The 14,522-nt window shown below is 66.3% G+C and carries 10 protein-coding genes; 7 read left to right on the forward strand and 3 right to left on the reverse strand.

Going from position 1 to position 14,522, the window contains the following annotated elements:
• The first annotated feature begins 194 nt into the window (after window positions 1-194).
• From ESB00_RS06890 to ESB00_RS06900, 3 genes are all read left to right on the forward strand, one after another.
• The gene (locus ESB00_RS06890) at window positions 195-665 is read left to right on the forward strand and encodes a nucleoside deaminase (RefSeq protein WP_129046973.1); all 471 of its coding nucleotides are present in this window, start codon (window positions 195-197) and stop codon (window positions 663-665) included.
• Between the two features lie 3 nt (window positions 666-668).
• Entirely contained in the window at window positions 669-1,871 is a 1,203-nt protein-coding gene (locus ESB00_RS06895; RefSeq protein ID WP_129046974.1) for a urate hydroxylase PuuD, read from the forward strand.
• Window positions 1,872-1,953: 82 nt separating this feature from the next.
• Entirely contained in the window at window positions 1,954-3,654 is a 1,701-nt protein-coding gene (locus ESB00_RS06900; RefSeq protein WP_129046975.1) for a hypothetical protein, read from the forward strand.
• A 166-nt stretch (window positions 3,655-3,820) separates the two neighbouring features.
• Here the strand turns inward: ESB00_RS06900 and ESB00_RS06905 are convergent, their stop codons facing one another.
• The 3 genes from ESB00_RS06905 to ESB00_RS06915 all read right to left on the reverse strand — a co-directional run bounded on the left by ESB00_RS06905 (window position 3,821) and on the right by ESB00_RS06915 (window position 7,907).
• Window positions 3,821-5,218 carry an adenosine deaminase family protein gene (locus ESB00_RS06905; RefSeq protein ID WP_129046976.1) on the reverse strand — a complete coding sequence of 466 codons (1,398 nt, stop codon included), beginning with the start codon at window positions 5,216-5,218 and terminating at the stop codon, window positions 3,821-3,823.
• Between the two features lie 276 nt (window positions 5,219-5,494).
• Window positions 5,495-6,829 (reverse strand): NCS2 family permease, encoded by a 1,335-nt coding sequence (locus tag ESB00_RS06910; protein ID WP_129046977.1) that lies wholly within the window; start codon window positions 6,827-6,829, stop codon window positions 5,495-5,497.
• 7 nt (window positions 6,830-6,836) lie between these two features.
• The gene (locus ESB00_RS06915) at window positions 6,837-7,907 is read right to left on the reverse strand and encodes a purine nucleoside permease (protein WP_129046978.1); all 1,071 of its coding nucleotides are present in this window, start codon (window positions 7,905-7,907) and stop codon (window positions 6,837-6,839) included.
• Between the two features lie 124 nt (window positions 7,908-8,031).
• Here ESB00_RS06915 and ESB00_RS06920 point away from each other — a divergent pair, with 124 nt between their 5' ends.
• From ESB00_RS06920 to ESB00_RS06935, 4 genes are all read left to right on the forward strand, one after another.
• Complete coding sequence (locus ESB00_RS06920) at window positions 8,032-10,392, forward strand: TonB-dependent receptor (protein ID WP_164976082.1); 2,361 nt, start codon at window positions 8,032-8,034, stop codon at window positions 10,390-10,392.
• 256 nt (window positions 10,393-10,648) lie between these two features.
• On the forward strand, window positions 10,649-11,557 hold the full coding sequence (locus ESB00_RS06925; protein WP_129046980.1) for an SAM hydrolase/SAM-dependent halogenase family protein: 909 nt from the start codon (window positions 10,649-10,651) through the stop codon (window positions 11,555-11,557).
• A 92-nt stretch (window positions 11,558-11,649) separates the two neighbouring features.
• The gene (locus ESB00_RS06930) at window positions 11,650-12,993 is read left to right on the forward strand and encodes a uracil-xanthine permease family protein (protein WP_129046981.1); all 1,344 of its coding nucleotides are present in this window, start codon (window positions 11,650-11,652) and stop codon (window positions 12,991-12,993) included.
• Between the two features lie 51 nt (window positions 12,994-13,044).
• The gene (locus ESB00_RS06935) at window positions 13,045-14,406 is read left to right on the forward strand and encodes an 8-oxoguanine deaminase (RefSeq protein WP_129046982.1); all 1,362 of its coding nucleotides are present in this window, start codon (window positions 13,045-13,047) and stop codon (window positions 14,404-14,406) included.
• Window positions 14,407-14,522 lie beyond the last annotated feature (116 nt).

Below are 14,522 nucleotides of genomic sequence, written 5' to 3' on the forward strand. Positions count from 1 at the left end.
GCCGGGATCGCTGACCCCGGTCCGGCCTATGGAGGGTCGCTGCTTGCGGCGACCTCGGGCGCAAGGTCGGCGCAAGCGCCGACCCTACATATAAGCAAGACGGGGTTGTTTCGCCATCTCCGCCCAGCCTGCGTCGGAGACCCCCTCCTCCAGACTCGCCACATGGCCCGCGTCTTGCTCTGCTGCGCATCAGAATGAGCCACGACAATTTCATGCGCGAAGCCATCCGGCTGGCCGACGAGGGCATGCAGGGCGGGCGGGGCGGCCCGTTTGGCTGCGTCGTTGTGCGGCAGGGCCAGGTCGTCGGTCGCGGGCAGAACCGCGTCACTTCCACCAACGACCCGACCGCCCACGCCGAGGTCACCGCCATCCGTGACGCCTGCACCAACCTGAAGACTTTCCAGCTCACCGACTGCGAGCTCTACACGAGCTGCGAGCCGTGCCCGATGTGTCTGTCGGCGATCTACTGGGCGCGCATCCCGACGGTGTTCTACGGCAACACGCGACAGGATGCGGCCGACATCGGCTTCGACGACGATTTCATCTACCAGCAGGTGCCGCTCGCGCCGGAGAAACGTGCGATCCGGATGAGCCCCCTGCTGCGCGCCGAGGCGCTGGCCAGCTTCAAGGGCTGGGCCACAAAGACCGACAAGGTCCGCTACTGAGCCATGGACACCGCCTACCTGCTGGACTTTCTGAGCATGCTGGTGCGCTGGCTGCACGTCATCGCCGGCATCGCGTGGATCGGCTCGTCGTTCTATTTCATCTGGCTCGACAACAGCCTCGACGCGCCAGCGCCGGGATCCGACGCTGCAAAGAAAGGCGTGGGCGGCGAACTCTGGGCCGTCCACGGCGGCGGTTTCTACAACCCGCAGAAATACCTCGTCGCCCCCGCCGCCCTGCCGGAGAAGCTGCATTGGTTCAAGTGGGAGGCCTACACGACGTGGCTCTCGGGCACGGCGCTGCTCGTGCTGGTTTACTGGCTGAAAGCCGGCGCGATGATGGTGGACGGCAACGTCCGCGAACTCACCGCGCTGCAGGCCGTGGGCCTCGGCGCCGCCAGCATGGTCGGCTCGTGGATCATCTACGACCTGCTCTGCAAGTCTCCGCTCGGCAAACGCGAGGGCCTGCTCGGGTTGGTGATCTTCGGCCTGATCACCGCGCTGGCCTACGGGCTGGCGCAGGCCTTCGGTGGGCGCGCGGCGTTCATCCACGTCGGCAGCGCCATCGGCACGATCATGGCGGCGAACGTGTTCTTCGTCATCATCCCCGGCCAGAAGCGCATGGTGACGGCGATGAAGGCCGGCCAGGCGCCCAACCCGGAGGACGGCAAGCGCGCCAAGCAGCGCAGCGTGCACAACAACTATTTCACGCTGCCGGTGATCTTCATCATGGTGAGCAACCATTACGGCGCGACCTACGCCCATCCGCACAACTGGGCGGTGCTCGCGCTCATCATGGCGGCCGGCGTGAGCATCCGGCATTTCTTCAACCGCAAGCACAAGGGCGTCTATGCGTGGCAATATCCGGCGATTGGGGCCGTGCTGCTCGGCGTCGTGGCGTGGTGGACCGCCCCGCGCGTGCAAACCCTGCCGCCGGTCGAGGGCGAGGTGACCTTCAACCGCGTCCGTGCCATCGTCGGCCAGCACTGCGTGGCCTGCCACTCGCCGGCGCCGACCTTCCCCGGCATCACGGTGCCTCAGGCCGGCGTGTTGCTGCACACGCCCGGCGACCTGGTGCAAAACGCCCCGCGCGTCTATCAGCAGGTGGTGGTTACGCGCCTGATGCCTCTCGGCAACGTCACGAACATGACCGACCAGGAACGCGCGGTCATCGCCGCGTGGGTGAAGGCCGGGGCGAAGATGGAGTAGGCGGTTTTTGAGGTGGGGCGGGATCCGCCTCCCTCCGGACTTGTTTTGCGGCAGCAGCCTGCCAAAACGGAAGCACCCCTCCATGAAGTCGCTCCGCTGTCTGGTTTCGCTGTGTGTTGTCACCTGCCTCTGGCTCGCCGCCGTTCCCGCCGTGCAGGCCAAGATGTCCACCTGGAAGGACGTCCAGGGCAGCACTCTGCTCAAGGGCGAGCCCACGGAGATCCTCGGGCCGTACGTGATTTTTCGCACCGCGGGCGGCGGCAAGCGCGTGCTGCTGCGCGCTTTTTCGCCCGAGGACTGCCAGCGCATCGAGGCGGAGGTTGCGGCGCGTCCCGCCAAGGCTGCGCGCTTCGCCGACGCCAAGGCCTACGCGACGGGCGGTCTGGTCGGCCGGGTGCAGCAGGTGGTGGACCGCGCGCTGGTTGAAGCCGATCTTGCGACGCGCCCGGAGCCCGACCTGCTGCTCGTCCTCGCCGGCTCGAACAACAGCCGGGAGGGCTGGTTCATGATCAGCAATCTGCATGAGTTCTACCGCCGGGTGCAGCGCGTTTATCCGGATGTTCTGGAAGGAGTGTTTCTTGGCGCCCGGCATGATGCGACCCAGCATCACAACATCGCGGTGACGGGCGCCATGCCTTGGCTCGTGGCGGAATTGCACCAGCAGCCTGGCATGGGCGCGTTGCGCGCCTATGTCCCGAACGTCGAGGGCGCCAACCTCGTGCTGGTCACGCGGGAGGGCGTGCCCCTGGTCGCGGCGAAAGGCGGCGACAGCGCGGAGGTGCGCAAGTTTGTGGACCAGACCTCTGAGCTCCTCTGGCAGATCGACCCGGCGAATCCCGCGGGTTGGCCCGACCGGCTGCATTTTCTGGCGGCAACCCGCCCGCGCGAGTTCGCCCAGGCGCAAACCGACCCGCTCCTCGTCGGAAACCCGCTGCGCGCCGACATCCTGGCGCGCTACGGCATCCGCCGCGTGACGGCGCGCCTCGACGTGGCCGCCGACGGCAAGGTGTCCCCCGTGATTCTCTCCGGTGCAGACGAGGTCCCGGCCGATCTCGTCGAGCCCATCCGGGCCGCGCTCGCGCGGGCGGTGGTCGCGCCGGCGATCGACCGCGGGCGGCCGGTGGCGGGCCGGTTGGACTACTTGATGGAGGCGCGGCCGGCCGATCCGGTCCGCGAGGCGGAACGCCTCTGGCTGGCCAGCACGACGTATCCCACCCTGACCATTCCCGAGTGGCTGGTGCTGCGGCCAATCCAGGTTTCCGAGCAGGATTTCGAGTCAGCCGTCATCGGCGAGAACCCGGACGGCACCGTCATCCTCAATTCGGTCGAGGTGAACACGGGCCGGATTTCCCGTCGGGCGCAGATGAGCGCATTCAACACCGACTGGTTCACCGAGGCAGGGGCGGACAGCGTGCGCCCCCGGGAAGGCGACCGCCAGAAGATCGACGAGGAGACGGCGCTGACCTGGGAGCGCGTGCGCAGCGAGGACGGGTTCGTGAACATGCAGACCGGCATCGGCAAAGACTACGTGGTCGGCTATGCTTGGGCGGAGTTTGACTCGCCGCGGGAGACCGAGGCCTGGCTCGGCCTGGGCAGCGACGACGGCGTGAAGATCTGGCTCAACGGCGAACTGGTGCATGACAAGTGGATCCGCCGCCCGAGCCGGGTGGACGACGACGTGGTGCCGTTGAAGCTGAAGAAGGGCCCGAACCGGATGCTCATCAAGATCCAGAACGCCACCATCGACTGGAGTTTCCTCTACCGGCTGCGGCTGAAGCCGTGAGGGGAAGACCGGGGCGAAGACAGAGCAGGCCTGCACGCGTTACCACGTTGTCGCTGCGCTCCAACGCCGTTGCTACAGTAGACAACCGTTACTGTCATTCTGAGCGCAGCGAAGAATCCAGTTGTTGAACGCCGCGATCCAGCCCGCGCGGAGCGCGGGCTCCACTTCAGAACTCAAACCCCCACTTGCGCTTCGCGTAGCCGTAGGCGACGGGCTTGATGCCGGCGAGGGCGGGAGCGAGGTCGCCGGCGGCGAATTTCTTTTCGAAGGCAGTGACGGCGGCCTCGTAGTCAGCGAGGAGCTTCACCTTCACGTCGGGCTGGGCGAACGAAAAGGCGAGGGAGTTGCGGCCGAGCTGCACAAGTTCGTCCCAGGACAGGTTGAACGCGGTGACGGCCGTGTAGTATTCGTCGGTCAGGTTGGAGTCCCACATGCCGCGGTCGTCGGTGTTGAGGCAGACCGGGATGCCGGTGCGGAGGTATTCCGGGAAGGGGTGCGACGCGAGGTCGGGCGTGTATTCGAGCAGCTGGTTGGAGATGAGGTTGATCTCGATCAGCACGCGGCGGGTCTGCTGCAGCAGGAGCAGGGTGTCGGCGTCGCGGATGAGATTCAGACCGTGGCCGATGCGCGAGGCGCCGAGCAGCAGGGTGTCGCGCACGTGCGAGTCGTGCCAGTCCATCTCGCCGCCGTGGATGGAGAGCGGGAGCGTCGGGATGGTGCGGCGGAGCTCGCGGTATTTGGCGAGGAAGCGGGCGGGGTGGCCCTTGTTGTTCTCCTCGATGCCGGCCATGTTGAGGCCGACCCAGAGGTCGCGGTGGGCGTCCACGAAGCGGTAGAGTTCCTCCAGGCGTTCCTCGGCCCGCGGCGCGAACCGCAGCACGGTGGACTGCAGGCGCACGGTCACGCCGCTGGCGACGGCGTCGGGTTGCGCGAGGCGCTGGCGGAAGTAGGCGGCGACGGCTTCGGGCGGGATGGCGCGGCCGGCGTTGTCCACGAAGCCCATTGCGCCCTGCTGGGTCTCGAGGTAGCGCATGCCCTCGGCGCCGTAGGCCTTGATGATCTCGACGAGGATTTCGCCCATTACGGGTAGGTTGGAACCCAGCTGGCCGAGACGCGGCCAGATCCATTCGAAGAATTCGTCACGACCCTCGCCAGTTCGGTCAAGGCGCAGCGAGTCGAGCCAGCCCTGCTTTTGCTCCGGGGTGAGCCGGTCAAGGCGCGTGTAGTCGGCCTTGAGTTCGGCGCTGAGCGCGTCGTAGCCATGCTGGCGGACGGTGTGGTAGAGGATAAGCGTCACGCCGGTGGCGGGCGTGGCGTGGAATCGCGTGCGCGTGTAGAAGGTGTCGCCGCCGTTGCGCGCGGGATCGGTCGCCACGGCGAACCACCATTCGGGCAGTGCGGAGCCGCCGAGGTGGTTGTGCAGGTCGCCGCCCTTGGGCAGCGCGTAGAGAAAGGTGTAGAGCTGGGCCGGTGTGGCGGTGCGCTTGATCTCGTCGAAGCGGGCGGAGAAGGGCGCGGCCAAGGCTGATGCGACAAGACAGAACGACAAAAGCAGGACTCTCATGGAACGAAGCTACTTGGTTTGGGAATCAGGCAACAGGAGAAAGTCGGGGAGCCTCGTGCAAAACCCGGGAAAGTTAACCACCAAGACACGAAGGCACAAAGGTCGGAAAAGATATGCACTGTCATTCTGAGCGCAGCGAAGAATCCAGAGGATTCCGAACGTCGCGCTCGCTGCGCCTGGATTCTTCGCAGGGCTCAGAATGACAATCCGGGAGACCTTTCAAGTGGTCCGAATCTTTGTGCCTCTGTGCCTTGGTGGTTAACCGGATTGGTTTGCTCAGAACAACCCGCCGAGCAGCGCCTTGATCAGGTGGAGGCCGAAGATCAGGGCGAGCACGTAGGTGAGGGGCGAGCCTTCCCGGGCGCGACCGGTGGCAAGGAAGAGCACGGCGTAGGCGATGAGGCCGAGGCCGATGCCCTCGGCGATGCTGAAGCTCAGCGGGATGCCGGCGATGATCAGGAAGGTCGGCGCCGTGAGCGTGAAGTCGTTGAGCTTCATCTCGGCCACCGACTCGAACATGAAGATGCCCACGATCACCAGGGCCGGCGCGGTGGCGGCGGCGGGGATCGCGAGGATCACCGGCGTGAGAAACAGTGCGAGGAGGAACAGCACCGCCGTGGTGGCACCGGTCAGGCCGGTGCGGCCGCCGGCCTCGACGCCGGAGGCGGACTCGATGTAGCTGACGACCGTCGAGGTGCCGAAGAGCGAGCTGAGGATGGCGGCGATGGAGTCGGCCACGAGGGCGCGGCCGGCCTTGGGCAGCTTGCCGTTCTTGTCGAGCAGGCCGGCGCGCTGGGTGACGCCAATCAGCGTGCCGATGTTGTCGAACATGTCCACGAGCAGGAGCGTGAGGATGATCGGCAGGGCCTTGCCAAAGTCGCTCAGCAGGAGGTCAAAGTTGAGCTGGAACAGCGTCGGGGCCGGCGAGGCCGGCAGCGAGAAGAGCGCGTCCGGCATCCTCGTGACGGTGCCGCCCTTGCCGTCGGAGACGAAGAGACCGACCGCGGTGACCGCGAGGATCGAAAGGATGATCGCGCCGGGAATTTTGCGGGCCACGAGCACGGCGGTGAGCAGAATGCCGCCGAAGCAGAGCAGCACGGCCGGGCTGCCGAAGTCGCCGTGCGTGACGAAGGTGGCCGGGCTGGAGACGACGATGCCGCCGTTTTTCAGGCCGATGAAGGCGATGAAGAGGCCGATGCCGCAGGTGATGGCGAGCTTCAGCTGGTGCGGGATGGCGGCGATGATCTTCTCGCGCACGCCGGTGACGGACAACGCGAGAAAGATGACGCCGTTGACGAACACCAGGCCGAGGGCCGACTGCCACGACACGCCGAGCCCCAGGCAGATGGTGAACGCGAAGTAGGCGTTGATGCCCATGCCGGGTGCGAGCGCCAGCGGGTAGTTCGTGAGAAAACCCATCAGCAGCGTGCTCACGGCGGCGGTGAGCGCGGTGACCGTGATGAGCGCGGGCTGTGGCATGCCGGCGGCGGAGAGGATGGCCGGGTTGACCGCGAGGATGTAGGCCATCGCGGTGAAAGTCGTGGCGCCGGCCTGCAGTTCGCGGCCGATGGTGGTGCCGTTCTCGGAGAGACGGTAGAGCTTGTTCAGCATGGGGCGGTCAGGGGTGGGTGGGGATATCCTTTTCGAAACGGTCCCAGCCGGTGACAAGGGCGTGGACCACGCGCGAGCCCACGGCGTGGGCGGCCTCGAGCGAAGGCATATAGGCCGAGTAGTGGCCGATGCCCTCGCCGGCGAGGCTCTGCGCGGCGGTGAGGCCGGGCGGCTGCATGTCGTGGTTGCTGGCGGTGCGGAGGACGAGCGCGCGCTTCACGTCGGCGCGGCCGGCGCGGGTAAGGTTGGTCAGGGCACGCAGCGTGCCGGTATCCTCCATGGCGGTGGTCACGTAGTTGCCGCGGCCCTCGGTGTAGTAGGCCACCCAGTCGTTGGCCCACTCGTTGAGGAGTTTGCCGTGCCAGTAGGTGCTGGAGGCGAGGTTGGAGCCGATGAGAATTTGCGGCGGCTGCTGGGCCTTGGGGAAGTTGGGGTAGCGGGCGCGGAAGCCGCGGATGTCGTCGGTGTCGGCGAGCGGGGTGTCCTTGGTCAGCTCGTAGGCCCAGCGCATGAGGCCCGGGTTGAGCGCGTAGGCGTGGTCCACGCGCTCGGCGGCGGGCTGGAGGGGCTGGGCGTAGGGCGTTTTCTTGCGGAGGGGAATGTAACCGGTCTTCCAGGCGGCGGGGATTTCGCGGGCGTCGATCTCGTGGCCGAGGTCGCCCTCGACGACGAAGTCGGTCCAGACGGCGGAGCCCACCGGGCCGTCGGCCGGGTCGATGCCGGCAATGCCGGCGACCAGCCAGTAGCTTTTCGTCAGGTCGAAGCGCGGGTCGAGGCCGAGGGCCATGATGCCGGCGGCGGCGTTGGTGTTGCCCACGCCGGTGACGAGGGCGAGGACGGAGCCGTCGGCGTTGGTCCGCAGGTCGCGGTAGCCGGCGGGGAAGGGGAGCGTGCGGTCGAGTTTCTCGCGTTCGACCCAGAGCTGGAATTCGCCCGGCCGGTCGCCGGTGTCGGCGCCGATTTCAAACATGGCGACGACGACGACCTTGGGCCGGATGATTTCGGCGCGAGCAACGCAGGCGAGGAACCCGAGGGCCAGCACCACGGCTGGGCGGACGAACAGCGGAGATAAAACCATGCGACGCAACTAGCAGGGGGCATACCGCAGCGCAGTCTTTTTCTGGACGAATACGGCTCAGCCGCTGGCACATGCCATGCTTATGACAGCCACGCGGTCCATTGCCGCCACCTCACCACCTACCATGAAGAAACCCAACCTGCTTCCACGCACACTGCTGGCCGTGTTCACTCTCGCCAGTGTCTCCGGGCGCCTGACCGCCCAGACCACGCCGCCGGTCGATGATTCCCCGCCGAAGGACGGCGAAATCCTCGAACTCGAGCGCTTCAAAGTCACCTCGGACGTCGAGATTGAAGAAATGGTCCTGCCGATCGCCCGGCCCTTCAACTCCGTGTTCGGCACCGACGACAACATCGTCGATGTGCCGCGCAACGTGACCATCATTTCCCGCCAGCAGCTGAGCGACATCAGCATCGAGAGCGTGCTGGACTTCTCCAAGCTCACCTCCTCGGCCTTCACCACGACGAACTTCGGCGCCCCGGCCAACGCCAGCATCCGCGGCCAGTCCGCCGACCTCTTCCTCAACGGCGTGCGCGCCCGCATCACCTCGAACGGCAACGGCATGCCGGTGGACTTCAACTCCGTCGAGTCGGTCAACATCGTGAAGGGCCCCGCGACCGCGGTCCAGGGCGCCTCGATGTATGTCGGCGGCTTCGTTGACCTCATCTCCAAGCGGCCCTACTTCGACAAGACCAAGGGCTCGGTCAGCGTCACCATCGGTTCCTACAACACCCGCCGCTGGACGGCCGACATCGGCGGCCCGATCTCGAAGACGGTCGCCTACCGCGTCAGCTACTCGGGCGAGGACTCCGAGGGCTACTACGAGAACGGCTTCAAGAAGACCCACGCCTTCTACGGCGCGCTGAGCTTCCGCCCGACCCCGAATTACGAGCTGTTCATCAACAGCCAGATGTTCTTCGCCAACTACACCGAGAACTGGGGCATCAACCGCGTCACCCAGAACCTGATCGACAACGGGCTCTACACCACCGGTATCAACATCAACAACAATTCGGCCGGTGCGCCCTCCGACGCGCAGAACTCCTATCACATTCTCGGCGGCGGCAACACCATCGCCTGGGGTCCGGAGGTGCCGATCAACCGCCACACCCGCCTGCTCCGGCCCAGCAACGACTCCTACGGCGAGGAGTTCAACATCCAGGCCATCCAGACCGCCAAGGTCTCGTCCGAGCTGACGATCAAGAACACCTCGTTCTTCAGCCACACGCAGCGCGACACGATCTCCACCTACTACTACAGCGAGATCATCGATCCGTCCTACTTCATGGAAAATCGCACGGACTTCATCTTCAAGCTGCCGAAGGCCCAGGTCATCACCGGCCTCGACCTCCGTTACCAGCGCACCAAGGCGTATGACGACTACTTCTTCGAGCCGGCCAACGCCTGGGACATCACGAAGGACCGCAACTTCATCAACGTCTACAACTCCGCCGCGTTCGTGAACGGTGGCGCCGGCTTCCCCGTGCCCGGCTGGCCCGGCCGCTTCGCCCAGCCCGGCATCTGGAACGGCGACACCAACGACTCCAAGGGCACGACCATCGGGCCTTTTGTCCAGGGCACCTGGGACCCGAACGACAAGTGGAGCATCGTGGCCGGCGGTCGCGTGGATTTCTTCAAGGCCGAGGTGCGCGAGCCCTTGGCGCCGTGGCATCCTGAGGCCGGGATCGACGTGAAGCTGCCCAACTTCAACACCTCGATCATCTACAAGCCCACCAGCACCTCGAGCGTGTATTTCACCTACAACAAGTCGAAGAACACCTCGGGCGCGGTCGGCAACGGCGGCGGCATCACGGGTTGGGACGCGGCCGGCACCGCCCTCGACAAGGAGCTCTTCCAGCAGCCCAGCGAGCTGTTCGAACTCGGCACCAAGTATGCCCTCCAGGGCAACACGCTCTTCCTGAACTTCGCGGTCTATGACCAGAAGCGCACGGCCAAGAGCACCAGCTCCACCGTCGTGCAGCAGTATAAATACAAGGGCTTCGAGGCCGAGATGAACTACCAGCCGAACAAGCACATCTACGCCACGCTCTCGTATTCCTACATCGACGCCGAGGCCTCGGCCGGCTTCCAATACGGCCTCTTCGGAGGTGCGAGCGAGCTGCCCCCGGGCAACTCCGTCGGCGCCACCGTGCCGATCGGCACGCTGACCAAGGTCCCCGGCCTGCCGAGCCACCTGTTCAACGCCCTGTTCTCCTACTCGTTTGACAACGGCCTGACGCTCACCGCGAACACCGTCATGACGGGCAAGATGAACAACAACACCGCCGGCACGCTCGTCATCCCCTTCCAATACACGCTCGATGCCTCCGCCTCCTACAAATACGAGGACTGGGACTTCCGCGTGCAGGTGCTGAACGCCACCGACGAGGAGAACTGGTCGCCGCCGAACGCCGTTTACGGCAACGGCTCGATCCTGGCCCTCCCCGGCACCCAGGTGCAGTTCACCGCCAAGTATAGCTTCTAAGCCATAGCCATTCGAGGGCCGCCTGTGCAAACGGGCGGCCCTTTGTTTTGCCTGCGGTCCGAGTGGAGCCGGGTCGCCCCCGCCCCGGAGCGTTCGTCCCACCGGCCCGAGGGCGGGCCGGTCTCCACAAAACACCTTGCTTGTCATTCTGAGCGCAGCGAAGAATCCAGAGGAACGCGGACATCATGTCCGTTTGCGGCTGGATTCTTCGCTCCGCTCAGAATGACACGTTACGGATAACGCTCTTCCCACGACCATGAAATCGCTACGTCTCCTGTTTGCGCTGTCACTCCTTTGTTCGACCGCCACCTTCGCCTCCGCCCAGCACGCGCTCGTCATCCAGACCGACTTCGGCACCAAGGACGGCGCCGTTGCCGCCATGAAGGGCATCGCCTTCGGCGTGTCGCCGAAGCTGCCGATCTTCGACCTCAGCCAAGACAACACCCCCTACGACATCTGGGAGGGCGCCTACCGCCTGAAGCAGACCGCCGCGTTCTGGCCGGAGGGCACGGTCTTCATTTCCGTGATCGATCCCGGCGTCGGCACCGAGCGCGCGTCGGTTGTGCTTAAAACCAAGAGCGGCCACTACTTCGTCGGTCCCGACAACGGCACCTGGACGCTCGTGGCCGAGGAACTGGGCGTCGCGGCCGTCCGCCGCATCGACGAGAAGACCAATCGCCGTGCCGGCTCGGAGAAAAGCTACACTTTCCACGGCCGCGATATCTACGCCTTCGTCGGTGCCCGCCTCGCCGCGGGCGTCATCACCTATGAGCAGGTCGGCCCGCTCCTGGAGCCCAAGGTGATCAGTCTGCCCTACCAAAAGCCTGCGCGCGACGGCGCGGCGCTCGTCGGCACGATCCCGCTGATCGATTTTCACTACGGCAACGTCTGGTCGAACATTCCCGACACGCTCTTCGAGGGACTCAGCCCCGCGCCCCAGTTTGGCGACAAGTTCACCGTGATCATCTTCCACGACGGCCGGGAGAAGTATCGCGGCGTCATCCCCTACGTGCGCACCTTTGGCGACGTCAAGGAAGGCGAGCCGCTGCTCTACCTGAACAGCCTGCTCAATGTCGCCTTCGCCCTCAACATGGGCAGCTTCTCCGAAAAACACGGCCTGGCCTCCGGCGGCGACTGGACGGTGCGGATCGAGCGGGTGAAGTGATTGCCGGCTCGTTGGAGGGCTCAGCTCCCGCTGAGCCGCGGCCCAGCGGGAGCTGGGCCCTCCATTGGCCCAAGGCTTGCTTGGAGTGAAGCATGGAAGTCCTGCCCCCGCCGACCACCCCGGACAAAAGCGCCACGATCATCTACGGCTTGGAGGACCGCATCCCGCTCGGGCCTTCGGTGCTCGTGGGGGTCCAGCACGTCTCGGCCATGGTGGTCGGCACGGTCACCCCGCCGCTGATCCTCGCCGGGGCACTAAAGTTTTCGCAGGCGGACACCGCCTATCTGGTCAGCATCGCGCTGCTGGCCTCGGCGTTCGGCACTTGGCTGCAATGCCGGCGACGTGGCCCCGTGGGCTCGGGTTTGCTGAGTGTCACGGGCACGAGCTTTGCCTTTCTCCAGCCTCTGAGCGCTGCCGGACAGGCCGGCGGGCTCGCGCTGATGCTGGGAATCTCGTGCGTGACCGCGCCTATGTTGATCGTGCTCGCGCCCTTCATTGCCCGGCTCAAGCGGGTCTTCACGCCGCTGGTCTCGGGCGTGGTGGTGTTGCTCATCGGAGCCTCGCTGATCCCGACGGCGTTCTACGGCCTCGCGGCCCCGGTGGCTCCCGGGGCGCCGCCGTGGCTTGGATTGGTCGTGGGCCTGGTGGTCATCGCGGTCATCGTGGTTGCGCAGGCGACCGGCCGGTCATGGGCGCGCATCGCCGGGGCTGCACTGGGGGTGGTGGCAGGTTGTCTGGTGGTCGGTCTCGTCGGCGGACTGAAGGCGCCGGAGCCGGGTGCGGGCTGGTTCACGATGCCGAGGCTTTTCCCGCACGGCTTCGCCTTCGAGTGGAAGTTCGTGCCACCGTTTTTGTTCATCACCCTCGTCTCAATGCTGGAGGCGATCGGCGACATCACCGCGACCTCGCAGCTTTCGGGCCTGCCGGCGAAGGGGCCGGATCACTGGAAGCGCCTTTCCGGCGGTGTCCTCGCCGACGGCATCACGAGCACGGTGTCGGCGCTCTTCGGCGGCTTTCCCAGCGCGACCTACGCGCAGAACAACGGCGTCATCCAGATCACCGGCGTGGCCAGCCGGCGCGTGGGCTACGTGATGGCGGTCATCCTCGCCGTGCTCGGGCTGGTGCCGCTGGTCGGCCGCTGGATCACGGTCATGCCGCCGGCTGTGCTCGGCGGGTTGGCGCTGATGATGTTCGGCCTCGTCGCCGTCGCCGGCGTGCGACTGCTGCTGACCGTCGGGCTCGGCCAGCGCGAGGGAGTGATCGTGGCGCTGTCGCTCGGCATGGGCCTCGGTCTGCCGACGCAACCGGCGCTGCTGGCCAGCCTGCCGGGTTGGTTGCACGGCTTGTTGGAATCGGGCATCTCGGCCGGCGGATTGACCGCGCTGGTCCTGACGCTGCTCTGGCCCGGCAAGGATGAACCAACAGAAAGCAGCTAAGCAGCCAAGAGAGCCTTCGCTTCTTGGCTCCTTTGTGTATTTCTGCCGTCCATGCCCACGCTGCTGATCAAAAACATCCACACGCTGGTCACAATGGACGCCAACCGGGCGGAAATCCGTGACGGCGCGCTGTTCGTGCGCGACCACGTGATCGAGCAGGTCGGGCGCACGGCGGACCTGCCTTTGACGGCGGACGAGGTGCTGGACCTGCGCGGGCGGCACGTCGTGCTGCCGGGACTGGTCAACACGCACCACCATTTCTACCAGGTGCTGACGCGCGTCGTGCCCGCGGCGCAGGACGGCGATCTGTTCCAGTGGCTGAAGACGCTTTACCCGATCTGGTCGCGGCTCACCGCGGAGGGCGTCTATGTGAGCGCGCAGATGGCGGCGGCCGAGCTGATGCTCTCGGGCTGCACCACGTCGAGCGATCACCTCTATCTGTTTCCCAACGATTGCAGGCTCGACGACGAGATCCGCGCGCTGCGCGACATCGGGATGCGCTTCCATGCCTGCCGCGGCAGCATGAGCGTGGGTGAGAGCGAGGGCGGCCTGCCGCCGGATGCGCTCGTGGAGAAGGAGGCGGCCGTCCTACGCGACAGCGAGCGGCTGATCCGCCAATACCACGACCCGGCCAGGCACGCCATGCTGCGCGTGGCCCTGGCGCCGTGCTCGCCGTTCTCGGTGTCGCGTGACCTGATGCGCGAGTCGGCCGCGCTGGCGCGGTCGCACCGGTGCGTGCGCCTGCACACGCACCTGGCCGAGAATGCCTCCGATGTGACCTACAGCCGCGAGAAGTTCGGCCTCACGCCCGGCGACTACGCCGAGTCGGTGGGCTGGGTGGGGAACGACGTCTGGCACGCGCATTGCGTGCAACTCGACGACGCGGCCATCGCGAAGTTCGGCCGCACCGGTACGGGCGTGGCGCATTGTCCGTGCAGCAACATGCGGCTTGCGAGCGGCATCGCGCCCGTGCGCAAGATGCTCAACGCCGGCGTGCCGGTCGGCCTCGGCGTGGACGGCTCGGCCTCGAACGATTCCGGCAACCTCCTGCACGAGACCCGCGCCGCCTGCCTGCTGGCGCGCGTGGGGGCGCAGGACGCGTCGGTCATGACCGCCCGGCAGGCACTGGAACTCGCCACGCTGGGCGGCGCGCGGGTCCTCGGTCGCGATGACATCGGTTGCCTCGCGCCCGGCATGGCCGCCGACTTCATCGCGGTGAATCTCGACCGCCCGGCCTTCGCGGGCGCGCAGACCGACCCGGTGGCCGCTCTGGTCTTCTGCGACAGCGGCGCCGTGGACTACAGCTTCATCCACGGCCGCCGCGTCGTGGACCAGGGCCGGCTCGTGACCGTGGATTTGCCCGTGCTCGTCGAGCACACCAACCGCCTGTCGGCGAAGCTGGTGGCGGGCTGAGCGGTCGCAGGTGGCGCGTGTTGCTCCTCAACGCGCATAGGATGTGTGTCGCGCGAAAGCGCCTTGGGGAGCAAGGCGCTCCACCTTTGCGGGCAGTCTCCCGCTCTAGTCCCGGC

Source organism: Oleiharenicola lentus (genome assembly GCF_004118375.1).
GTDB classification, from domain to species: Bacteria; Verrucomicrobiota; Verrucomicrobiia; order Opitutales; family Opitutaceae; genus Lacunisphaera; species Lacunisphaera lenta.